The organism is Streptomyces anulatus (assembly GCF_000721175.1).
Classification (GTDB): domain Bacteria; phylum Actinomycetota; class Actinomycetes; order Streptomycetales; family Streptomycetaceae; genus Streptomyces; species Streptomyces anulatus_C.
Genome location: NZ_JOEZ01000010.1, coordinates 117,675 through 139,224, shown reverse-complemented (window position 1 = coordinate 139,224; position 21,550 = coordinate 117,675). Strand labels below are relative to the sequence as shown.

Genomic DNA, 21,550 nt, shown 5'->3' with positions numbered 1-21,550 from the left:
AAAGGATCGTGCCGGTGGCCGGTGGCCGGTCCGGCGCGGTCACGGCTCAGCGCGGCACGGTGGCGAGGATGACCTTCCCGCCGCCCGCCGTCTCCCGGACCCGTACCTCCTGGGCCAGCCGCTGGACCATCGGCCAGCCGAACCCACCGGTCCGGCCGGTCAGGTCGGGCGTCCGGTCCTGCGGGCGCGCCGGGCTCGGGTCGGTGACCCGGACATGGACGCCCGTGCGGTCCGCCGTCAGCCACAGTGCGGTGACGGCCCCAGCGTGCCGGACGGCGTTGGTCACCAGCTCCGACACCAGGAGCAGGAGGTTCTGGACCGTGAGCGAGGTCGGCGCGGGGTGCAGCCGGGTGACGAACGCGCTGACCGCGTCCCGCGCGTCGGCGGCCTTCTCCGGCCGGCAGACGAAATCGGTACGGGTCTGGCCGTCCGGTGAAAACGTCATCAGAATACGGTCGTTCATAGCTTCCACCCCGTCGCGTGAGCTTTCCTGCTGGAGTTCGGATACCCCCGAAACGACATCTCATGGAAATCGGCCGGAGAAAGTGTGCGCGGTGTACGCCGAACGGCTCGGCGCCCGCCCGGGAGCCGGTCGCGCTGGACGCGGTGCGCCGGCGTGCGGCGCACCTGGGCCGACCCGGCGACAGCGACGGTCTCTCCCGCGGGAACGTCGAGCCCCCGGCCGATCGCGTCGTACGCGCTCGGAAGGCTGCCGGGCAGGTCCGTCCGATGCTCCGTCAGGTCCTGCTCGCGAGCCGCCGCAGCGCGTCGACGTTCTGCGGCCTCGGCGCTCGCCGGTTTCGCGGGCCCTCGTCTCCAGCATCAAGCCCCGTGCTTTCCGGTGACCGGCCCGGCCCCGGACCGCCCGCGCACCGGCCACGTCCCGCTGCACCGCAAGGAGGACCTGCTCGCACGGTGCGCAGAGCCTTCACCCGGGGCGCCGGGCCACCGGAATGGACCGCTGCCCGCAGACGTTCGCACGGTCATGACCTTCTCCGTTGATGTGACCGTGCGCGGCTACGAACTCGACACCCAGGGCCATCTGAACCAGGCCGTCTACCTCCAGTACGCGGAGCACGCCCGCTGGGAGCTGCTGCGGGCCGCCGGACTACCGCAGGAGAAACTGCTGGCCGACGGGATCGGCCCGGTCCAGCTGGAGGTGACGGTCAAGTACCGCCGCGAGCTGCGCGGTGGTGAGCGCGTCAGGATCACCTGCCGGTTCGACTACGGCACGGGCAAGACGTTCGCCCTGGAGCAGCAGATCCTCAAGGAGGACGGCACGGTGGCCGCGGAGATCACCGGAGTGGCCGGCGTCCTCGACCTGACCGACCGCCGCCTCGTCCCGGACCCGCAGGGCCGCCTGGCCGCTCTGGCGGGCAACCCGGACCTGCTGACCGGCTGACGCCGGCGAACGCCCCGTACTCGCCGAGCGGCGGGGACGGGGCGTTCGTCTTCGCCTTCGCCATCGGCTCCGGGGACGCCGGCCCCGTCAGACGGCGGTGCCGGCGACCAGATGGTCGCCGGGCGCCCAGCGGACCGGTCTCCTGCTGCTCGACGAGCCGACCACCTTCCACGACGCCGGCCACCGGATCGAGGCCCTGGACCTCCTGACCGACCTGAACCGCTCGCGCGGCACCACCATCGTGGTGGTCCTGCGCGACCTCAACCTCGCCGCCCGGTACGTTGACCACCTGATCGCCCTGCCCGACGGCGGGCTCCACGCGTCCGGCACCCCCGCCGAGGTGCTGACGGAGGAGACCGTACGGGCGGTGTTCGACCTCGACAGCCGCATCATCGGGGACCCCCTGTCGGGCCGGCCCCTGATGCTCCCGATCGGCCGCCACCACGTCCTGGGCCGGGCCGAGGCACTGCCTGTCGGGGAGGCGACCGGTTGAGCGCCGGGGCGTGCGCCCCCCTGATCGACTGACCGCTGTGTGTCACTGACATGTTCCGAAGAGTGACGGGGCACACAGGGTAGGTCGGTGCCGGGTCCCGGTCCGGCACACGCCCCATTCCTCGAAGTGGTCATTGGGAGAACCTCGGTGGAGAACACCTCGGTGCAGAACAAGGAAACCGTCCGGAGCTGTCCTTTCGACTACGCGCAGCAGTTGGAGTTCGACCCCCAGCTCAGGCAATTGCTGACCGAGGAGCCGGTGTCCCGCATCCGTATGGCGTACGGAGAGGGCGAGGCCTGGCTGGTCACCCGCTACGAGGACGTCCGGACGGTCACCACCGACCGGCGGTTCAGCCGCAGCGCAGTCCTCGGCCGTGACTTCCCCCGGATGACGCCGGAGCCGATCGTGCAGGCGGAGTCCATCAACCTCATGGACCCGCCCGCCAGCAGCCGGCTGCGGGGCCTGGTCGCCAAGAGCTTCACCCCACGTCGCGTCGAGCAGATGCGCGGCGGCACCCAGCGTGTGGTGGACCGGCTGCTGGACGAGATGGAGGAAGAGGGCTCCCCGGCCGACTTCGTCGCCCGGGTCTCCGCGCCGCTGCCACTGATCACCATCTGCGAGGCCCTCGACATCCCCGAGGCCGACCGCCCCTGGCTCCGCGCCCACGCCATGACCATGATGAATGTCGGGGCCGCGGGCAAGCAGGACGCGGTACGCGCCAAGGCGGAGCTGCGCGGCTACTTCCAGGAGCTGACCGCCGACCGGCGCCGCTCCCCGGGCGAGGACCTCATCAGCACCCTGGCCACCGCCCGGGACGGCGCCGAACTGCTGGACGACGACGAGCTGGCCGTCATGGCGATGGTCCTGCTCATCACCGGCCAGGACACCACGACCTATCAGCTCGGCAACATCGCCTACACCCTGCTCACCCGCCCGGACCTCATGCGGTCCCTCCGGGCCGAACCGCAGCGGTTGCCCCGCACCCTGGAGGAGCTGCTGCGCCACATCCCCTTCCGCAAGGGCGTCGGCATCCCGCGCATCGCCCTGGAGGACGTGGAGCTCTCCGGTGTCCTCATCAAGGCCGGCGACGTGGTGCACGTGTCCTACCTGACGGCCAATCGGGACTCCGCCAAGTTCGACCGTCCCGACGAGCTGGACCCCGACCGGCCGACCATCCCCCACATGACGTTCGGCTGGGGGGCTCACCACTGCCTGGGCGCGCCGCTGGCCACCATGGAACTGGAAGTGGCCTTCTCCACGCTGCTGACCCGCTTCCCGGCGCTGCGTCTGGACGTGCCGCCCGCGGACGTCTCGTGGAACACGACGTCCATCTGGCGTTACCCGCTCGCCCTGCCCGTCACATGGTGACGAGAGCCTTCGCTCCAGAGAACGAGGAGAACTTATGGCGACCCTGTGCCGACCGGCCATCGCTGTGCCCGAGCACGTCATCACGATGCAGCAGACCCTGGACCTGGCCCGGGAGACCCACGCCGGGCACCCGCAGCGAGACCTCGTCCTGCGGCTCATCCAGAACACGGGCGTCCAGACCCGGCACCTCGTGCAGCCCATCGAGGAGACCCTGAAGCACCCCGGATTCGAGGTGCGCAACCGGGTGTACGAGGCCGAGGCCAAGACCCGGGTCCCCGAAGTCGTCCGGCAGGCACTCGCCAACGCCGAGACCGACCCGTCCGAGATCGACCTGATCGTCTACGTCTCCTGCACGGGCTTCATGATGCCCTCGCTGACCGCGTGGATCATCAACACCATGGGCTTCAGACCCGAGACCCGCCAACTGCCCATCGCCCAGCTCGGCTGCGCGGCGGGCGGCGCGGCGATCAACCGCGCGCACGACTTCTGCCTGGCCTACCCCGAGTCCAACGTCCTCATCGTGTCCTGCGAGTTCTGCTCGCTCTGCTACCAGCCCACCGACATCGGGGTCGGCTCGCTGCTCTCCAACGGGCTCTTCGGCGACGCCATCTCCGCGGCCGTCGTCCGTGGACAGGGCGGCGCCGGCATGCGGCTGGAGCGCAACGGCTCCCACCTGGTGCCCGACACCGAGGACTGGATCTCCTACGCGGTCCGCGACACCGGGTTCCACTTCCTGCTGGACAAGCGGGTCCCGGGCACCATGGAGATGCTCGCCCCGGTCCTCCAGGACCTGGTCGACCTGCACGGCTGGTCCGTCCCGGACATGGACTTCTTCATCGTCCACGCGGGCGGGCCGCGCATCCTGGACGACCTCTGCCACTTCCTGAAGCTGCCGCCCGAGATGTTCCGTTACAGCCGGGCCACCCTCACCGAACGCGGCAACATCGCCAGCTCCGTCGTCTTCGACGCGCTGGCACGGCTCTTCGACGACGGCGGAGCCGCCGAGGCCGCGCAGGGGCTCATCGCCGGATTCGGGCCCGGCATCACGGCCGAGGTGGCCGTGGGCAGCTGGGCGAACGACGACCTCCGGGCGGGCGTCGAACGCGACCTGGACGAGCTGGAGCTGACCGCCGGCGCTGCGCTGTCCGGCTGAACCCGCTAAGGCGACCGACGGACGGGGACGAAGGAACGGGTGTTCGCGCTTCGCGGATGCACTCGCTCCGCGAACGGATCCCCATCCCGAGGAGAATGCATGCGCCTGCCCGCCCGATGGACCACGGCCGCCCTGCTGCTGATCGCACCGTTGATCGGCGCACCCGCCCAGGCCTCGGCCGACAGCGGACCGGAAGAAGTCCTGGTGGAGCAGTCCACCCGGGCCGTGCCCGGGCAGTACATCGTCACCCTGGAGCCCGAACTCCCGCCGGAGACCTTCCTGCGGAAGTTCGGGCTCAGCCCGTTGTTCACGTACGGAAACGTCCTGCACGGTTTCGCCGCCACGCTCACCGCCACCGAACTCGAAGCGGTACGGACCGTCCCAGGCGTCCTCGCCGTCGAGGAGAACGCCGAGGTGACCGTCCCCGCGCCCACCGCCGCGAACCTGCTGCGGGCCCCCGCGGCCGGCTGGGGCATCGACCGCATCGACCAGCGCGCCCTGCCGCTGGACGACACCTTCACCACCGCGGCCACCGGCAAGGGCGTGAAGGCGTACGTCGTCGACACCGGGATCGACGCCGCGCACAGCGAATTCGGCGGCCGCGTCGTGAACGGGTACGACGCCGTCGGCGACGGCCGCGGCGGCATGGACTGCAACGGACACGGCACGCACGTCGCGGGCACCGTCGGCGGCGCGACCTCCGGCGTCGCCGGGGACGCCACCCTGGTCAACGTACGCGTCCTGAACTGCGAGGGCCGGGGCACCTGGGCCGGCATCCTCGCCGGGTTCGACTGGGTCGCCAAGGACGCCGCGCGCACCGGGACCCCCGCCGTGCTGAACGCCTCGCTGGGCGGCGCCCGTTCGACCGCGGTCGACGCGGCGGCCGAGTCCGTCGCCGACGCGGGCGTGCTGCCCGTCGTGGCCGCGGGCAACGACGACCGGGACGCTTGTGACGTCTCCCCGGCCACCGCGGACGGCGTGGTCACGGTCGGGGCGAGCGACCGGCAGGACCGGGAGACCTCCTTCAGCAACTGGGGCTCCTGCGTCGCGCTTTACGCCCCCGGCGCCGACATCGTCTCCGCCCGGCTCGGCGGCGGCACCGTCTCGCTGAACGGCACCTCCATGGCCAGCCCGCACGTCGCGGGCGTCGCCGCGCTCTACAAGGAGCAGAACCCGTCGGCCTCGCCCGCCGCCGTCGCACGATGGCTGACGGACACGGCCACCGAGGACGTGCTCTCCGGCCTCGGCCAGGGCTCGCCCGACCGGCTGCTGTACACCGGCGGCCTCTGACGATCCGTCGGGCAGCCGGACCGGAGGCCCGCCCACGGGGCCGGGGAGCGGTGTACGGGGCCGTTAGGCGACGCCGTAGCCACGTCGCGCCTTGACGGCTGGCCGTAGGGGAGGCAGCCGAAAACCGGCCGGCATATCCCTGCGCGGGCATCCAGGGCGGATCGGTCCCTCCGGACGAGCTGCTGTCCGAGCCGGAGCTGGTGGTACGGGGCTCCTCCGCGAAGGAGGCCCGCTGAGCGCGCGGATCGCGGCGCCGCCACGGCTGCGGCACAGTGGGCACATGGACGACCTCAACGCACTCGCCGAGGAACACCTGACCGCGGCCCGCGCCGCCGCGCACGGCCGCAGCGCCCACCTCCTGCTCCAGCAGCCCCCCTTGCGGCAGACGGTGATCGCCCTCACCGAGGGGACGGCGCTCGACGAGCACAACGCACCGCCCGCCGCCTCGCTCCTCGTGCTGCGCGGCAGCGTCCGCCTCACCGCCGCCTCCGGCGACGCCGAACTGCCGGCCGGGACCCTGCACCCGATCCCGCCGGAACGGCACGGGCTGCTGGCGCTCCAGGACGCCGTGGTCCTGCTCACGGCCGTCAACGACTGATCACGGCCGTCCGCGCACGGCTGACCGCCGGCAGCGCGCGGGGACCGCCGACCGCGAAGGGGTGTGCCCCGGCCGCGACGTGGCAGGAGAGGATGGAGTGGAGTCGGCACGTCCGGGAACGGACAGGACACGCCGCCCGCAGCGTCCGCCCACGTCCCCGGAGTGCCAGCTTGCCCACCCAGACCGCGTCCGCCGCGGACAGCCCCGCCCCCGCCGCCGGACGCAGCGCGCAGCCCCGCCGCTGGCGCACGGCCCTGCGCCGCACGCCGGTCTCGCTGTGGAACGACGACGTCACCGACTGGGCCGCCGCCCTGACGTACTACGCCATCCTCTCCCTGCTCCCGGCGCTCCTGGTCACCGTGTCCGTGATCGGACTGGCCAACCCCGACGCGACCGGCGCCCTGATCGCCGACATCACCTCCTTCGCCCCCGCCGAATCCGGCGAGGCGCTGCGCCGTCCGCTGGAGGCCGCGACCGAGCAGCGCACCGCCGTCTGGGTGCTCGTGGCGACCGGCAGTGTGAGCGCCGTGTGGTCCGCGTGCAGCTACCTGGCGGTGTTCCGGAGGGCGATGCACGCCATGCACGACGTGCGGGACACCCGCCCGGCGCTGCGCAGGGCTCACATCATCGTCGCGTCGGCGATCGGCCTGCTCGTCCTGCTGATGACCAGCGCCTTCGCGCTGGTCCTGACCGGCCCGCTGGCGCGCTGGCTGGGCCGCCGGCTGGGACTGCCCCATGCCGGGGAGACCTTCTGGGCAGTCCTGAAGTGGCCGCTGCTGCTCTGTCTCGTCGCCTGCCTGATCCTGGTGCTCTTCCGCAGCGGACCCCGCTCGGCTCGCGGCATCCGCAGGGGCCTGCCCGGCGGGGTGCTGGCCGCGTTCCTGTGGCTGGCGGCCTCGGCGGGATTCGCGCTGTACGCGACCCGGATCGGCAGCTACAGCAGGCTGTACGGGTCGCTCGCCGGGCTCGTCGTCTTCCTCATCTGGGTCTGGTTCGCCAACCTCTCCCTGCTGGCCGGCGCCCAGTTCAACGTCGAGCTGGACCGGCGTGAGCCGGCACGGGAACCCGGCACCGCCGCGGGCGAGCCCGGGACGGCCCCTTCGGACGAGCCGGCGACGGTTGCGGGAGACGCGTCCGTCACGGCCGCAGAACGATCCTGACCGGGTCGCCCTCCTTGGTCTCCATCCGCCGCACCGCCGACGCCGCGTCGTCCAGGGTCAGCACCTCGGTGATCGACCGGGAGAAGTCCAGCCGGCCGCCCTCGGCGAGCCGGACGAGCTGCGCCACATGGTGTCCCTCCGAGCCGTAGTGGCCCAGGATCCGTTGCTGGCGATAGCTGAACAGAGTGCCGTGGGTGACCGTCAGCGGCTGGTCGGTGAGTCCCACCAGCACCAGCCGCCCCTTCGGGGCCAGCGTGGTCAGCGCCTGTTCGCGGACCGGCGGGACCCCGGCGAAGTCGAACGCGGCCTGCAGACCCACGCCGCCCGTCGCCCCGAGCACCTTCTCGCGGAACCGCGGATCGGCAGGGTCCAGCGCCAGGTCGGCCCCGAACTCCAGCGCCCGCCGCCGGGCCGCCGGGGCCGGGTCCACCGCGACGACGGGGTGCGCGCCGACCGCCCGCAGCAGCTGCACGGCGTGCGCGCCGAGCCCGCCCGCGCCCCAGACCCCCACCGCCTCCGCCGCCCGCACATCACCGGTGGCGGTCACCGCCGCCCAGGGTGTCGAGACCGCGTCCGGGATGATCGCCGCCTGTTCGAAGGGCAGCGAGTCGGGCAGGGCGACGAGGGTGGACGCGGCGGCGAGGGCGTACTCGGCCCAGCCGCCGTCGTAGTCGACGCCCCGGGTGTACGTCCGGCCCCGGCGCGTCTCGCCGGCCTGGAGGACCACGCGGTCACCGACCGCCCAGCCCTCGACGTCCGGCCCCGGCTCCGTCACGGTCCCGGCCACCTCGTGGCCCAGGGTGACCGTGTCCCCCTCCAGGTACATCGGGCTCAGGGTGCCGTCGACGAGGTGCACATCGGAGAGGCACACCCCCGCCGCCTCGACCTTCACCAGCACCTCGCCGGGGCCGGGCACGGGCCTGTCCACCTCCTCGACGGTGAGCGTGCGGCTGGGGAGGTGCAGACGCGCGGCGCGCATGCGTTCCATGACGGGTCCCTAACGTTCGGATCGGCGGCCTATCGCAAGTCGCCTTGCTTTGAAACGTAAGCCGGTCCTTCCTGTAAAGCAAGTAGCCCTGCGATACGGTTCGCAGGTGACCACCGAGAAGAGCCCCGCGCCGCTGCGCCGCAGGGGCGAACGCATGCGGCAGGCCGTCCTGGCGGCCACCGTCGACCTGCTCACATCGGAAGGACTCACCGGCACCACGGTCGCGGCGGTCGCCCGGGCGGCCGGGGTGCACGAGACCTCCGTGTACCGACGGTGGAAGACCCGCGAGAACCTGCTGCTCGACGCCCTCGGCTCGCACGCCGACGACGCGCTGCCCGCGCCCGACACGGGGGACGTGCGCCAGGACCTGACCCAGCTGATGTCGGCGGTCTCCGACTACCTCGCCTCGCCGCAGGGAGCGGCCCTGCTCCACCTCGGCGCCTCCCCCGACGCGGGGGCCGTCGAGGCGGAGCGCCTCCCGTACTGGGACGCCCGGCTGGAGCGCGGCGAGCAGATCGTGCGGCGCGGTGTCGAGCGCGGCGAGCTGGCCCCGGACACTGATGCCCGGCTGGTGGCCGAGACCCTGGCGGGGCCGCTGTTCGCGCGGGTCCTGCTGACCGGGGCGCCGCTGGACGAGGGGCTCGCGCGCCGGATCGTGGACCTGACGCTGGACGGCGCGCGCGCCCGTAACGGGTGACGCGCCCCTGCCTCTGACGGCGGGGCGTCCCCGCGGCCGGTTCAGCCCTGGTCGCGGTATCCGGCGACGATCGGCATGGTCTCGCGCAGCACCCGGACGCCGTCGTTGTCCGCGTCGCCCAACCGGAGGCCCTTCCAGGTCGCCGTCGCACCGGAGAACCGGCTGATCCGCCGGCAGCGGTCCCCGCACGCGGAGCGGTACGCCATGATCGTGTAGTGCTTGCCGTCCTCGGTGATCCAGCCGGTGTTGTACGGCCTGGTCCGGCTCACGCTCATCGAGCCGTCCGCGTTGCCCGCCGGCGTCGTGCGGTCATGGGCCAGGCCCGGGTTGTGGCCGATCTCGTGGCTCGCCGAATCCAGGTCGATGCCGTCGACGTCGACGACCGCGTAGGCGTACTCGTCCGTGGAACTGTCGAGCGCCGGCGTGTAGTCCGCCGTGCCGCCGCCCCGCTCCGGCCGGTCCACGAGGAGCGTGACGAGGTCGGCGCCGTACCGCGCCCGCTGTTCATGCACCTGCCGTCCGAGCCCCGCCGTATGGTTCTTCAGGGTGGTGTGCGCCGCGCGGAACTCCTCGGAGCCCCCGTAACCGGTCGCCGTGTACGGGTGGACGACGCGGATGATGCCGCAGAGCCCGCTCGCCGCCGACCCGCTTCGCGGCCTTCGGGTGTAGACGGCCAGTACGTCGACCACGGGGCACCGCGGCGCCCTCGCCGCCGTACGAGCCGTGGCCCCGGCCGTGGCCGGCGCGTCCGCCGAGGCCGCACAGAGCGACGCACCGATGCCGACGGCTGGGCTGCCTTCAGAAGGGTCGCGCGCATGGGGAGTTGGCTCCGTCCGGAAGGGGCCGGCCCAGGGCGCTGCCCGATGGCTGAGGGTGCCTCATTTCCAACATTCGGTGAGGTGGGCCGCCCATCGTGGCCGAACCCGGTCGGCGGCTGTTCGTTCCCTGGCCAGAGGGGTGTGGGGCCGAGGAGGTGGGCAGGTACACGTGTGCGAACTCGCACGATCGGAACGGCAGTCGGCGGCAGAGGGGCGTGTGTGGCGTGACGGAGCAGAGTGAATGGCGGTTCTCCGACGACCGGGGTCAGCAGTCGACGGCACCTCGCCCGCCCGCGCGGGTGCTGGCCTATGTTCAGGCCGGGGCCACGCTGTGGGACCTCGGGATCCGGCCGGTGGGGATCTTCGGCTCCGACCACGACGGACCGGACGCCGACCCGGCGAAGACCGGGACGCTGCCGCTGGACGAGGTCGAGTACGTCGGTGCGGGCGCCGCCCTCGACGTCGGGCGACTGCTGAGCACCGGGCCGGAGCTCGTGGTGGCCGTCAGCTACGGCGGCGGCCATGTCTACGGGCTGGCCCCCGAGACCGCCAAGCCCCTGGAGGAGCGGGTTCCGGTGGTCGTCCTCGACGTCAGCCAGGCCCGTACGTTCGGTGAGATCGGCGACCGGTTCGCCGAACTGGCCCGCTCGCTCGGCGCGACGGACCGGCCCGGCGCGGACCAGGACCTGGGCGCAGCCCGGGAGCGGCTGCGCTCCGTCGTCGCCGCCACGTCCGCCGACGCGCCCCGGGTGCTCGCCCTCTCCCCGGCCGGCCCGGACCAGGCGCATGTCGCACGCCCCGGAATGTGGCCCGAACTGCGCGTGCTCACCGAACTGGGCGTCCAGGTCGTGGAACCGGCCGAAGGGCCGGGGGCCAACTGGTCCACGCTCGACCGCTCCGACACGCTCGCGCTGCGCCCCGAGGTGATCCTGACCGACATCCGCGCCCACGCCACCCCTCTGGAGGAGCTGCGGGGGAGCGGGGGTGTGCCGACGCCCGTCGTCCCGTGGAACCCCGAGCCGCTCTACGGGCCCCGCGACCACGCCCGGTTCCTGGGCCTGGTCGCGGACGCCCTGGAGGCGGCGCGGGCGAGATGAGCCGGAGCGCTGTTGAGCGGCGCTGTCACGGGGCGGGGACGAGACCGTCGGCGACCAGGCCGGCGAGCACCGCCTCGCCCAGCGCCTGGACGGCGGACTGCGGACGGACCATCACGGTGAACTCCTTGATCCGGCCGTCGTCGTCCAGGTGCAGCAGGTCGATGCCGTGGATCTCCCGGCCGCCGACCGTCGCCCGGAAGAGCAGGACCGCCGACGGGGCCTCGGCCCCGTCGGCGCTCGTCTGCGAGGCGCCCGCGAACTCACCGACGTAACGGAAGTCCTCGAAGGTGCGCAGCAGGACGCCGAAGAGGCCCAGCACCGCCGGCCGGCCCTCGAACGGCGTGAACTTCACCGGGCTGTAGAGCCGGATGTCCTCGGTGAACAGATCGTCCAGGGCACCGAGGTCGCGGCTGTCGACTGCGGCGCGGAAGCGGTCCACTGCGGTGGTCATGTGTCCTCCTTGATGAGGTGCGTCCTCGCTGAGGCGCGTTGCATAGTCATGAAAGTGACTAGTCAGTTTCATGACTATCATGAGGCCGGTGTTCCGGACAGGGGTGGACAGGATCTGCCCGGACGCGGCGGAGAGGGAGGCGGTCCGATGGCGTTGCGCCACGCGGTGCTGGCGGCGCTGCTCGACGAGGAGCTGAGCGGCTATCAGGTCACGAAGGCGTTCGCGGCCGGCGTCGCGAACTTCTGGCATGCCCTGCCGCAGCAGGTCTACGCGGAGCTGGCCAGGCTGGAGAAGGAGGGCCTGGTCGCGGGGCGCGAGGTCGTCCAGGAGGCGCGTCCCAACAAGCGGCTGTTCCGCGTCACCGGCGAGGGGCTGGCCGAGCTGGAGAGCTTCGTGTCCGCCGCCGCCAAGCCCACGTTCCTCCGGGAGGACCTGCTGGTCCAGGTCCAGGCGGCCGACCACCTCGACGCCGACGTGGTGATCGAGCGGCTCACCGAGCGCTACGCGTTCGCCGAGGCCAAGGCCGCACTGTTCGAGGAGCAGTTGCGCAGAATGCGCGGAGGGCTGGACGAGGCGGAGTTCCTGCTCCGCGGCCCGCGCGTCGGCCCGTATCTCACCTGTCGCCGGGGGCGGGACTTCGAGCGTGCCAACCGGGACTGGTGCCGGGATGTGGTGGAGGTCCTGCGGGCGCGGCGGGAGGTTTCCGCCGGCTCCTGAACCGCCGCTGCCCAGAATTCCCCAAAAATATTCTGCAAAAATACTTTGGGAAAGCTCCTCCGTCGTTCTACGCTGCGGTCATGGACAGCGAAGACGGTCGTCGCGTACTCGATCCGGCGCAGGACGGGGCCGCGCTCAAGGCCCTCACCCACCCCCTGCGCCTCACCCTGCTAGGGCTGCTGCGGCAGCACGGCCCGGCCACCGCCAGCGAGCTCGCGGTCAGGACGGGGGAGTCCTCGGCCTCCACCAGCTACCACCTGCGGGTGCTCGCCAAATACGCGTTCGTCGTCGAGGCCGACCACCGCGACAGCCGGGAGCGGCGCTGGAGGGCCGTGCACGACATGACCTCGTGGAGCAATGAGGCGATGCACCGCAGTCCCGGCGGCAGCACGATCCTCAGCGTTCTGCACCGGCGCCAGATCGAGCACCTCCAGCGGTCCCTGGACCGCCATGAGGCGGACCTGGAGAGCGGCCGACTGGGTCAGGAGTGGCAGGAGCCGTCGGGTGTCAGCGACTTCATGCCCCGACTGACCCCCGAGTCGCTCGCAGAGTTGTGGGAGGTGTTCCAGGCGAAGACGGACGAGCTGACCGCCCGCGATGCCGACGACCCCCGCGCCGAGCAGGTCGTGCTGTTCACCGCCGGACTCCCGCTGGCTCCCGACCCGGTTGCCGGTCAGGACCGCGCGGACGCCCCCGCCGGACCCGACGCGACGGATGCCGGAGGCCCCGAAGCCGCCGCTGCCGGAGACGCCTCATGACCGGCGGGCCGGTCACCGCCCCCGCCGCCACCGGGCGCGGCCTGGACGGCGCGACCGCGCGCCGCCGGTTCGTCACGGTCTCCTTCCTCTTCTGGCTCCCCATCGGCATGTCCATCGCGACCGGGGTGCTCCTCTTCACCGAACGGGGCATGGGCCTCGCCGCCATCGCCGGCTGCTACGCCGTGCACTCCCTCACGGCCGCCGCGATGGAACTGCCCACCGGCGGCCTGTCCGACGTCATCGGACGACGCCCCGTACTGGCCGTCGCCGGACTGCTCAACCTCACCGCCTTCACCCTCATCGGCCTCGGCGCGACGGCCTGGGCCATCGCTCTCGGCATGGGCCTGATGGGCCTGGCCCGCGCCCTGTCCAGCGGGCCCGCCGAAGCCTGGTACGTCGACACCGTCCACGCCCACGCGGGACCCGACGCCGACCTGCGTACCGGACTGGCGCGCGGCAGCTCCGCCACGTCGGCCGCCCTCGCGCTCGGCACCCTGCTCGGCGGCGGGCTGCCCTGGCTGCTCGGCTTCGCCCCCGGAGTGGGGGAGTGGCTGGGTGACATGACCGCAGGGCTCGTGATCCCGCTCTCCGTGCCCGCCCTGCTCGGCGCGCTGGTCGAGGTCGTCTTCGTGCTCTACGTGCTGAGCTCCCTGCCCGAACCGCCCCGGCCCCCGACCACTCCGCGCCGGGTCATGGGCCAAGTGCCCGTCGCCATCGCCGCCGGGCTCCGGCTCGGCGCCAGGGACGCCCTGATCCGGCGCATCCTGCTGACCGCGAGCGCCGCCGGGGCCGCGCTCGCGGCCGTCGAACTGCTCACCCCGGGCCGGGCCGCCGCCCTCATGGGGTCTGCCGAATCCGGGGCCCTGGCCTTCGCGGGGCTCGCCTGCGCCGGATTCCTGTGCTCCGCCCTCGGCAGTCAACTCGCCCCGCTCGTAGCCCGGTTCACCGGAAGCGGTGAGCGCGCCGTGCTCGCGAGCCTCGGGCTGGTGACCCTGGGACTGACCCTGCTCGGTCTCACCGCGCACTCGATGAGCCCCCTCGCCACGGCCCTCGCCGTCACCGGCTTCGGGCTGGTGTACCTCGGCCTCGGAGCGGCGGGCCCCAACGAGAACGACCTGCTGCACCGCCGGGTCGACGCCTCGGGCCGCGCCACCGCCCTCTCCGTCCAGTCCCTCTCCCTGCAACTGGTCGCCGCCGGCGCCGGACTGGCCGCCGGCATCCTCCCGCCGGGCCCCCTGCCCTGGCTGCTGGCCGCCACGGCCGTGCTGGCCGGAGCCCTGCTCTGGGTCCGCCGGGCCGCCCCGACGGACGTTCCCCCGTCGGTCGTCGGGCCCGCCCGGCGTGGCCAGGACAAGCCCCTTCGGGGTGACGCGTCCGCACCGGAGCCGGTGACCGTCCCGACGACCGCCGGCCCCGCCGGACACCTCCACGACACAGAACCCGAGGAGACCCACCTCCATGCTCGACCGACTTGATCCGCTGGTCATCGGCGAATGCGTCGCCGACATCGTCCGGCTGCCGGGCGAGGCCGACCGGGTCCACCCGGGGGGCAGCCCCGCGAACGTGGCGTACGGCCTGGCCCGTCTCGGCCACGACACCACCCTGCTCACCCAGTTGGGACCGGACGGCCATGGACGGCTCATCCGGGACCATCTCGCCGCCGCCGGGGTCGAGATCCGCACCGACGAAGCCGTCGGCCCCACCCCGTCGGCGGCCGTCGCCCTGGACGACCAGGGGCACGCCACGTACACCTTCGAGGTCGGCTGGACCCTGGGCCCGGTGGTGCTCGAACGGGTGCCGCTCCATGTGCACACCGGCTCGATCGCGGCCGTCGTCGAGCCCGGGGCCGCGACGGTCCTGGCCGCCGTGGAGTCCCTGCGGGCCGGCGCCACCATCAGCTACGACCCCAATGTGCGGCCCGAGTTGATGGGTGAACGCGCCCGGGCCGTGGCCCGTGTCGAGCGCTGCGTCGCGCTGAGCGACGTGGTGAAGGCCAGCGACGAGGACCTGCGGTGGCTGCACCCGGACGAGGAGCCGGAGCAGGTCGCCGAGCGGTGGCTCGCCGCCGGCCCCGCACTCGTCCTCGTCACCCGGGGCGGGGCGGGCGCGTTCGCCCTGTTCCCCAACGGCCGGGCCGTCGCCGAAGCGCTGCCGGTCGACGTCGCCGACACCGTCGGCGCTGGCGACGCGTTCATGTCCGGGGCCCTCCACGCCCTCGCCGCGCACGGACTCCTCGGCCCGGACGCCCGGGGCCGACTGCACGCCGTGGACCGGGACACCGTCGCCGACGTCCTGCGCCACGCGGTCGCCTCCGCCGCTGTGACCGTCTCCCGGGCCGGGGCCAACCCGCCCGGCACGGAGGAGCTGCGGGAGGCGCTGGCCCGCAACTGACGCCACGTCATGACCCGTTCGGCTCAGTCGAACGCACCCTCGTGAGACGTTCCGCCGTTCGTCAACCGGATGCAGTACGACAACGGGATCGGGGCAACGGGTGGCGAGGAGACGGACGGCCGACAGCGGTACGGAGCCGGGGACGCGGGCGGGCGTCTTACCGGCCGGGGCGCGCACGGCGGTGCTGGAGAGCGTGGCGGGATGGGTGCCGGGGGAGCCGGTCGGCAACGAACGGCTCCCCGCGGACTGGGGCATCGATGACGCCTGGGTGCGCCGCCGCACCGGCATCGGCAGCCGGCACCGCGCCGGACCGGGCGTCGCCACCGGGGACCTCGCCTACGAGGCGGCCTCCCGGCTGCTGGACCGCGCCCCGGCGGCGGGCGAGGTGGACGCGGTGGTCCTCGCCACCGCCACCCCCGACCACCTCTGTCCGGGCACCGCCCCCGCCCTCGCGGCCCGGCTCGGGCTCGGCACCGTACCGGCCCTGGACATCGCCGCCGTGTGCAGCGGATTCGTCTACGGACTCGCCGTCTGCCACGGGCTGGTCGCCTCGGGTCTCTACGAGCGGGTCCTGCTGGTCGGCGCTGACGTCTACTCGACCTGGCTCGATCCGGCCGACCGATCGGCGGGCGTCGTCTTCGGCGACGGGGCGGGCGCCGCCCTGGTGGCGGCCGGACACTCCGGCGACCCCGGGGAGCTGCTCGCGTTCGACCTGGGCAGCGACGGCACGGGCTACGGCCTGATCACGGTCCCCGGCGGCGGGGCCCGCGCGCGGGCGGGCGGGAAGCCGCCGGGCCTGGGCGACGGGTTCTTCCGCATGCGGGGCGGCACCGTCTACCAGCACGCCGTCGAGCGGATGACCGGCTCCTGCCGGACGCTCCTGGACCGGGTCGGCTGGGACCCGGCCGAGGTCGACCGCTTCGTGCCGCACCAGGCCAACGCCCGGATCCTGCACGCCGTCGCGGAGCGGGTCGGCATCGCGCCGCAGCGCTGCGTCACCCATCTGGAGCGGGTCGGCAACACGGGCGCCGCCTCCATCCCGCTGGCCCTGGCCGACGCGGCGGACGGGGGCCGCCTCCGCTCCGGCGACCGGGTGCTGCTCACCGCCTTCGGGGGCGGACTGACCTGGGGTTCGGCGGCACTTCGCTGGCCGGGGGCACCGGGGACCACTTCGACGGATTCTACGGAAGGAACACAGCATGTCGCTCCCCGTTGATCAGGGCACCGAGGCCGGAGCCGGCACCGCCATCGCGGTGACGGGGGTCGGACTGGTGACACCCGCAGGGGCGGACGAGCACAGTTTCTGGGAAGGGCTGTGCTCCGGGCGCTCCACCGCCCGGCGGTGCGAGGAACTCGCAGGTCTGCCGGTCGACTTCGCCTGTCCGGTGGACGGCATCGACCTGGACGCGGCGGTGGGCGGCCGGTCGGTGTGGCGGATGGCCCGGTTCGTGAAGCTGGCCCTGGTGGCCGCCCGGCAGGCCGTCGCCGACGCCGGCCTCGACCCGGCACGGTGGGACGGCAGCCGGGTCGGGGTGGTCCTGGGCGTGGGTGTCGGCGGCGTCTCCGTACTGGTCGACAACGCGGCCAAGCTGGCGGCCTCGGGACCCGGTGCGGTCTCCCCGCTGCTCGTGCCGATGATGATCCCCAACGCGGCGGCGGGCGAGGTCGCCATCGCGCTGAGGGCGGGCGGCCCGAGCCTCGCCCCCGCCACCGCCTGCGCCTCCGGGGCCACCGCGATCGCCGTCGCCCGCGATCTGCTGCTCGGCGGCAGTTGCGACGTGGTGGTGGCGGGCGGCGCGGAGTCGGTGCTGACCCCGCTGGTGGTCACCGCCTTCGCCCGGATGGGCGCGCTGTCCACCCGCACCGGCGACCCGGCGGCCGCTTCCCGCCCGTTCGCCGCCGACCGGGACGGCTTCGTCATCGGCGAGGGCGCCGCCATGCTCGTCCTGGAGCGTGAGGCCGGGGCCCACGCCCGGGGCCGGCGGCCCCGGGCCCTGCTCACCGGGGCCGGGTCCAGCACGGACGCCCACCACCCCACCGCACCGGCCCCCGACGGGCACGGCGCCCAGCGGGCGGTCCAGGTGGCGCTCGACCAGGCCCGCTGGACGCCGCAGGACGTCGACCACATCAACGCCCACGGCACCTCCACCCCCCTCAACGACGCCATGGAGACCGCTCTCATCTCCCGGCTCTTCCCGCACCGGCCGCCGGTGACCGCGCCCAAGGGCGTCGTCGGGCACACCCTGGCGGCGGCGGGCGCGATCGAGGCGGTGGCGACCGTCCTGACGCTGGAACGTTCCGCCATCCCGCCGATCGCCAACCTGGACGCGCTCCCCGACGCCTTCCCGCTCGACTGCGTGACGAAGGAGCCCCGTCACCAGCGGGTCGGGACGGCGCTGAGCCACTCCTTCGGCTTCGGCGGCCACAACGTCGCCCTCGCCTTCCAACGCGCCTGAAAGGCGGGGCATTTAGGGACGGCGAGGGGTGTCCTCGCCGTTCCTTGATCGTTACTGTGTTGTGACCGTAACCATGAATGACGCGGCCTCGCCGTCCACGAACGACTTGCTCACCGCGGTGCTCTTCGGGCCGAACTTCCGCCAGGAACACGGATTCTGGCGACGGCTGCTCACAACGGAACCTTTCCGTCGCCCCGGTGGCGGCACCCCCGACGAACGGCTCGCCCTCTCCTACCACCGGCTGCGCATCCTCAACAACGCGCTCGACAGCGGCGCGAGACTGGCCGCCGACCCTCGGGCGCTGGCCGCACTGCACGAGTGGCTCGGCCCCGTCGACCCGGCGCTGACCACCGTGGCGGGCATCCACTACAACCTCTTCCTCGGCAGCCTCCTCGACCACGACGCGGACCCACGCCGCGACTTGTCGGACTTCCTCGCTCTGCGGCGCGTGGGCACCTTCCTCTGTACGGAGGTGGCGCACGGCAACGACGCGGCCGCCGTCGAGACGACCGCGACGTACGACCGTGAACGCGACGGCTTCGTCCTGCACACCCCGCACGCCGGGGCGCAGAAGTTCATGCCCAACACCAGCCCCGCCGGCGGGCCCAAGTCCGGTGTGGTGGCCGCCCGGCTGCTCGCCGACGGCGCCGACCACGGGGTCTTCCTCTTCCTCACCCCGCTCACCGACACCCACCGGTCCCTCCCCGGGGTCCGGGTGCGGCGGCTGCCCGCCCGGATGGGTTCCCCGGTCGACCACTGCCTGACCTCCTTCGACCGCTGCTTCGTCCCGCGCGACGCGCTGCTCGCCGGACAGCAGGGACGGATCGGCGACGACGGCCGCTTCCACAGTGAAGTCCCCAACCGCAGAAGGCGGTTCCTCACCTCCATCGGCCGGGTCACCCCCGGCAAGCTCTCCATGAGCGCCAGCGCCGTCGGCTCGGCGCGCGTCACCCTGGCCATCGCCGTCCGGTACGCCGGTCACCGGCTGATCTCCGGATCGCGCGCCGCGCAACGGGTCCCGGTGTACGCGCACCGCACCCACCACGGGCCGCTGGCCGAGGCGATGGCCACCGTCTACGCGATGAGCCTGCTGCACCGCAGGGTCCTGGACCGCTGGGAGTCGGCCCCGGAGGCCGACCGGGACGAGGCGGAGCGTCTGGTGGCCGTCGCCAAGGGGTGGATCACCTGGCAGGCGCGCGGCGTCATCGTCGAGTGCCGTGAACGGTGCGGCGCCCAGGGGCTCCTGGAGAACAACGGCATGACCGAGCTGTTCACCGGCATCGAGGGCGCGATCACCGCCGAGGGCGACAACCTCGCCGTACACGCCAAGGCCGCCGCCGAGATGCTGTTCAGCGCCACCGCCCGGGAAGCGGTCGAGGGCGACGGCCCCGATGAGCTCGATGAACCCGCCTTCACCGGACGGTTGTTCGCGGCCGTGGAGGACCTCTGGTTCTCCCGCGCCCGCGAGCGGATGAGCGCCGCACCGCCCGGCGACCCGCTCGGCCGCTGGAACGCCGCCTCCTCGGCCGCGCTGCGGGGCGTCGAGGCGCACGCCTACCGGCAGGCCGACGAAGCGTACGCCGAGGCCGTCGCCTCCCTGCCCGAGGGTGAGGCGCGTGAACGGCTCAGCGAGCTGCGCAGGCTCTTCGCGCTCCGGTGGATCGCACGCAACTGCGGCGACCTGCTCGCCTCCGGACGGCTGACCGCCGATCAGGTCACCCTGCTGCCGGACGCGGTGGAGGAGGCGATCGCCGCCGTGGCCGTCCACACTCCCGCCCTGGTCGGGTCCTTCGCGCTTCCCGAGTGCCTGATGTCGGACTGGCCGATCGCAGGACCCGGTTACACGGACGTCTACGACGACCCCGAGGGGGCCTGGCACCGGGGCCGCAGGGCGCGAATCCGGGGCCGCGCGGCGGAGTTCCGGCGACCCGTCTGCGGCAGCAGGAGGCGGCCGCTGCGCGAGAAGGTGGCGGCGCTCGGCACCCGCGGGGTCCTGCTGGCGTACTGGGGAACCACCTCGATCCTCTCCCGATGGTTCGAGAAGCCGCAGGTGAGCGCAGACGAATCGGTTCACCCGAAGGCGTAACCGGAGAATCGTCATCCAGTTACATCGGGCGGTGGGCCGTCGCGTTCACGGACCCGCCGCGCAGCACGAAGCCAAGCCGATGAGACGCCGATGAGAGGAACCACCATGAAGACCATCCACCCCAAGATCACCGAGGTGCTGACCGGGACGTTCAAGGTGCCCGCCGCCGAGATCCTGCCGGAGTCCACGATGGACAGCCTGGAGATGGACTCCCTCGCGGTCGCCGAGTTCGCCGTCATCATCAAGGAGACCCTCGGCGTCGACGCCGACTCGGAGAAGCTGTACAAGGACGCCACGCTGGCCGACATCTCCGCGTACATCGACGCGGCCGTCGGCAGCGCGGCGGCCGAGGTCACGGTGCCGGTGAGCAACACCCGATGAAGCGACCCGCCATCGCTGTCACCGGCCTGGGGATGATCACCCCGGTCGGCCACACCACCGACACCACCTGGGACGGCGTCCGCGCCGGGCGGTCACCTGCCCGCACCGTCCCCGAACTGCAAGGCTGCGCGGTCGACTTCGCCTGCACGGTCTCCGGCATCGACCTCGACGACGCGGTCGGCGGCCGGACCGCGTTCCGGATGGGCCGGTACGTCAAGTTCGCCGTCCTGGCCGCCCGCGAGGCGGTCGCCGACGCCGGGCTCGACCCCGCGCACTGGGACGGCGCCCGGGTCGCCGTCGTGGTCGGCACCAGCAGCGGAGGATCCGCCGGACTGACCGAACAGGCCGTAGCGTTGGAGCGGCGCGGCCCCGAGGCCACCTCGCCCGCGGGCATCCTGCTGACCATCCCGAACATGCCCGCGGCCGAGATCGCCATCCGGATGAGGGCCACCGGACCCAGCCTGGCCCCGTGCACGGCCTGCTCGTCCGGGGTGACCGCGCTGTCGGTGGCCCGGGACATGCTCGCGCTGGGCCACTGCGACATCGCCGTCGCCGGGGCCACCGAGTCGATCGTGTTCCCGGTCGCCATGACCGGCTTCGCCCGCTCCGGCGCGGCGGCATCGCGGGACGGCGACCCCGCCCGCCTCTGCCGCCCCTTCGCCGCCGACCGGGCCGGGATCGTCATGGGTGAGGGCGCGGCCGTCATGGTCCTGGAGCGGGCCGAGGACGCCCGTGCCCGGGGAGCCCTGCCCCGGGCGCTGATCGCGGGTACCGGCGCCACCACCGACGCCCACCACCCCACCAGCCCCCACCCCTCCGGGGACGTCGCCCGGGCGGCCGTCGACGGCGCGCTGCGAGAAGCGGGCTGGCGCGCCGAGGACGTCGACCACGTCAACGCGCACGGGACGTCGACCCCCCTCAACGACGCCACCGAAGCCGCCCTCATCCGCCGGGCCTATCCGCACCGGCCGCCCGTCACCGCCCCCAAGGGCGTACTGGGCCACTGCATGGGGGCGGCCGGAGCCATCGAGGCGGGCCTGACGATCCTCACGCTCCAGCACGGGGTGGTCCCGCCGATCGCGAACCTGGACGCCCCCGAGCCCGGGTTCGACATCGACTGCGTCACCAAGGTCCCGCGCGAGGTGCCCGTACGGCGGGCCGTCAGCCACTCCTTCGGCTTCGGCGGCCACAACGCGGTGATCGCCCTCCAGGCTCCGTAGCCCGGGCGGAGTCCGCCAGGCCGGTG

The 21,550-nt window shown here is 73.2% G+C and carries 21 protein-coding genes and 2 pseudogenes; 19 read left to right on the top strand and 4 right to left on the bottom strand.

Annotated features, from left to right (window positions below; all coding sequences use genetic code 11):
- Nucleotides 1-46: 46 nt before the first annotated feature.
- Nucleotides 47-463: an ATP-binding protein gene (locus tag IG90_RS0113530; RefSeq protein WP_030582669.1), complete on the bottom strand. Its 417-nt coding sequence runs from the start codon at nucleotides 461-463 to the stop codon at nucleotides 47-49.
- Between the two features lie 522 nt (nucleotides 464-985).
- On the opposite strand from IG90_RS0113530, the gene IG90_RS0113525 reads away from it, so the two are divergent.
- The 8 genes and pseudogenes from IG90_RS0113525 to IG90_RS0113495 all read left to right on the top strand — a co-directional run bounded on the left by IG90_RS0113525 (nucleotide 986) and on the right by IG90_RS0113495 (nucleotide 7,464).
- Entirely contained in the window at nucleotides 986-1,402 is a 417-nt protein-coding gene (locus IG90_RS0113525; protein ID WP_030582665.1) for an acyl-CoA thioesterase, read from the top strand.
- 124 nt (nucleotides 1,403-1,526) lie between these two features.
- Nucleotides 1,527-1,895: pseudogene (locus tag IG90_RS0113520) on the top strand (ATP-binding cassette domain-containing protein); the annotation flags it as partial.
- A gap of 147 nt (nucleotides 1,896-2,042) precedes the next feature.
- A complete protein-coding gene (locus tag IG90_RS0113515) occupies nucleotides 2,043-3,263 on the top strand; it encodes a cytochrome P450 (protein ID WP_030582660.1) in 1,221 nt (406 codons plus the stop codon).
- A 34-nt stretch (nucleotides 3,264-3,297) separates the two neighbouring features.
- On the top strand, nucleotides 3,298-4,416 hold the full coding sequence (locus IG90_RS0113510; protein ID WP_030582658.1) for a type III polyketide synthase: 1,119 nt from the start codon (nucleotides 3,298-3,300) through the stop codon (nucleotides 4,414-4,416).
- Nucleotides 4,417-4,515: 99 nt separating this feature from the next.
- Complete coding sequence (locus IG90_RS0113505; protein ID WP_030582656.1) at nucleotides 4,516-5,706, top strand: S8 family peptidase; 1,191 nt, start codon at nucleotides 4,516-4,518, stop codon at nucleotides 5,704-5,706.
- A gap of 140 nt (nucleotides 5,707-5,846) precedes the next feature.
- A pseudogene (locus IG90_RS47085) lies at nucleotides 5,847-5,942 on the top strand (substrate-binding domain-containing protein); the annotation flags it as partial.
- Nucleotides 5,943-5,986: 44 nt separating this feature from the next.
- Nucleotides 5,987-6,304: a cupin domain-containing protein gene (locus IG90_RS0113500; RefSeq protein ID WP_030582655.1), complete on the top strand. Its 318-nt coding sequence runs from the start codon at nucleotides 5,987-5,989 to the stop codon at nucleotides 6,302-6,304.
- A gap of 170 nt (nucleotides 6,305-6,474) precedes the next feature.
- Complete coding sequence (locus tag IG90_RS0113495) at nucleotides 6,475-7,464, top strand: YihY/virulence factor BrkB family protein (RefSeq protein WP_030582653.1); 990 nt, start codon at nucleotides 6,475-6,477, stop codon at nucleotides 7,462-7,464.
- Here IG90_RS0113495 and IG90_RS0113490 read toward each other — a convergent pair.
- On the bottom strand, nucleotides 7,442-8,452 hold the full coding sequence (locus tag IG90_RS0113490) for a zinc-binding dehydrogenase (protein ID WP_030582651.1): 1,011 nt from the start codon (nucleotides 8,450-8,452) through the stop codon (nucleotides 7,442-7,444). The two genes, IG90_RS0113495 and IG90_RS0113490, sit on opposite strands and share 23 nt — an antisense overlap.
- Before the next feature lie 106 nt (nucleotides 8,453-8,558).
- On the opposite strand from IG90_RS0113490, the gene IG90_RS0113485 reads away from it, so the two are divergent.
- Complete coding sequence (locus tag IG90_RS0113485) at nucleotides 8,559-9,149, top strand: TetR-like C-terminal domain-containing protein (RefSeq protein ID WP_030582647.1); 591 nt, start codon at nucleotides 8,559-8,561, stop codon at nucleotides 9,147-9,149.
- 41 nt (nucleotides 9,150-9,190) lie between these two features.
- On the opposite strand, the gene IG90_RS39405 is transcribed toward IG90_RS0113485, so the two are convergent.
- On the bottom strand, nucleotides 9,191-9,838 hold the full coding sequence (locus IG90_RS39405; RefSeq protein ID WP_411572617.1) for a M12 family metallo-peptidase: 648 nt from the start codon (nucleotides 9,836-9,838) through the stop codon (nucleotides 9,191-9,193).
- 353 nt (nucleotides 9,839-10,191) lie between these two features.
- On the opposite strand from IG90_RS39405, the gene IG90_RS0113475 reads away from it, so the two are divergent.
- Nucleotides 10,192-11,064 (top strand): substrate-binding domain-containing protein, encoded by an 873-nt coding sequence (locus IG90_RS0113475; RefSeq protein WP_030582644.1) that lies wholly within the window; start codon nucleotides 10,192-10,194, stop codon nucleotides 11,062-11,064.
- A gap of 25 nt (nucleotides 11,065-11,089) precedes the next feature.
- On the opposite strand, the gene IG90_RS0113470 is transcribed toward IG90_RS0113475, so the two are convergent.
- On the bottom strand, nucleotides 11,090-11,515 hold the full coding sequence (locus tag IG90_RS0113470; protein ID WP_030582642.1) for a nuclear transport factor 2 family protein: 426 nt from the start codon (nucleotides 11,513-11,515) through the stop codon (nucleotides 11,090-11,092).
- A gap of 147 nt (nucleotides 11,516-11,662) precedes the next feature.
- Here IG90_RS0113470 and IG90_RS0113465 point away from each other — a divergent pair, with 147 nt between their 5' ends.
- The 9 genes from IG90_RS0113465 (at nucleotide 11,663) to IG90_RS0113425 (ending at nucleotide 21,524) form a co-directional block, all read left to right on the top strand.
- Nucleotides 11,663-12,232 carry a PadR family transcriptional regulator gene (locus tag IG90_RS0113465; RefSeq protein ID WP_030582639.1) on the top strand — a complete coding sequence of 190 codons (570 nt, stop codon included), beginning with the start codon at nucleotides 11,663-11,665 and terminating at the stop codon, nucleotides 12,230-12,232.
- Nucleotides 12,233-12,312: 80 nt separating this feature from the next.
- Nucleotides 12,313-12,990, top strand: a complete 678-nt coding sequence (locus IG90_RS0113460; protein ID WP_030582636.1) for a winged helix-turn-helix domain-containing protein — start codon at nucleotides 12,313-12,315, stop codon at nucleotides 12,988-12,990.
- Entirely contained in the window at nucleotides 12,987-14,465 is a 1,479-nt protein-coding gene (locus IG90_RS0113455) for an MFS transporter (RefSeq protein ID WP_030582633.1), read from the top strand. Before IG90_RS0113460 ends, IG90_RS0113455 begins: the two co-directional genes overlap by 4 nt.
- A complete protein-coding gene (locus IG90_RS0113450; RefSeq protein WP_030582630.1) occupies nucleotides 14,449-15,381 on the top strand; it encodes a carbohydrate kinase family protein in 933 nt (310 codons plus the stop codon). The genes IG90_RS0113455 and IG90_RS0113450 overlap by 17 nt, the downstream gene beginning before the upstream one ends.
- A gap of 100 nt (nucleotides 15,382-15,481) precedes the next feature.
- Nucleotides 15,482-16,597, top strand: a complete 1,116-nt coding sequence (locus IG90_RS0113445) for a beta-ketoacyl-ACP synthase 3 (RefSeq protein ID WP_030582627.1) — start codon at nucleotides 15,482-15,484, stop codon at nucleotides 16,595-16,597.
- On the top strand, nucleotides 16,581-17,837 hold the full coding sequence (locus tag IG90_RS0113440; RefSeq protein ID WP_030582624.1) for a beta-ketoacyl-[acyl-carrier-protein] synthase family protein: 1,257 nt from the start codon (nucleotides 16,581-16,583) through the stop codon (nucleotides 17,835-17,837). The genes IG90_RS0113445 and IG90_RS0113440 overlap by 17 nt, the downstream gene beginning before the upstream one ends.
- Before the next feature lie 73 nt (nucleotides 17,838-17,910).
- A complete protein-coding gene (locus tag IG90_RS0113435; RefSeq protein WP_030582621.1) occupies nucleotides 17,911-19,923 on the top strand; it encodes an acyl-CoA dehydrogenase family protein in 2,013 nt (670 codons plus the stop codon).
- Nucleotides 19,924-20,028: 105 nt separating this feature from the next.
- Nucleotides 20,029-20,304, top strand: a complete 276-nt coding sequence (locus IG90_RS0113430) for an acyl carrier protein (RefSeq protein ID WP_030582619.1) — start codon at nucleotides 20,029-20,031, stop codon at nucleotides 20,302-20,304.
- Nucleotides 20,301-21,524, top strand: coding sequence for a beta-ketoacyl-[acyl-carrier-protein] synthase family protein (locus tag IG90_RS0113425; protein WP_030582616.1), 1,224 nt, complete (start codon nucleotides 20,301-20,303; stop codon nucleotides 21,522-21,524). The genes IG90_RS0113430 and IG90_RS0113425 overlap by 4 nt, the downstream gene beginning before the upstream one ends.
- Nucleotides 21,525-21,550: the final 26 nt, after the last annotated feature.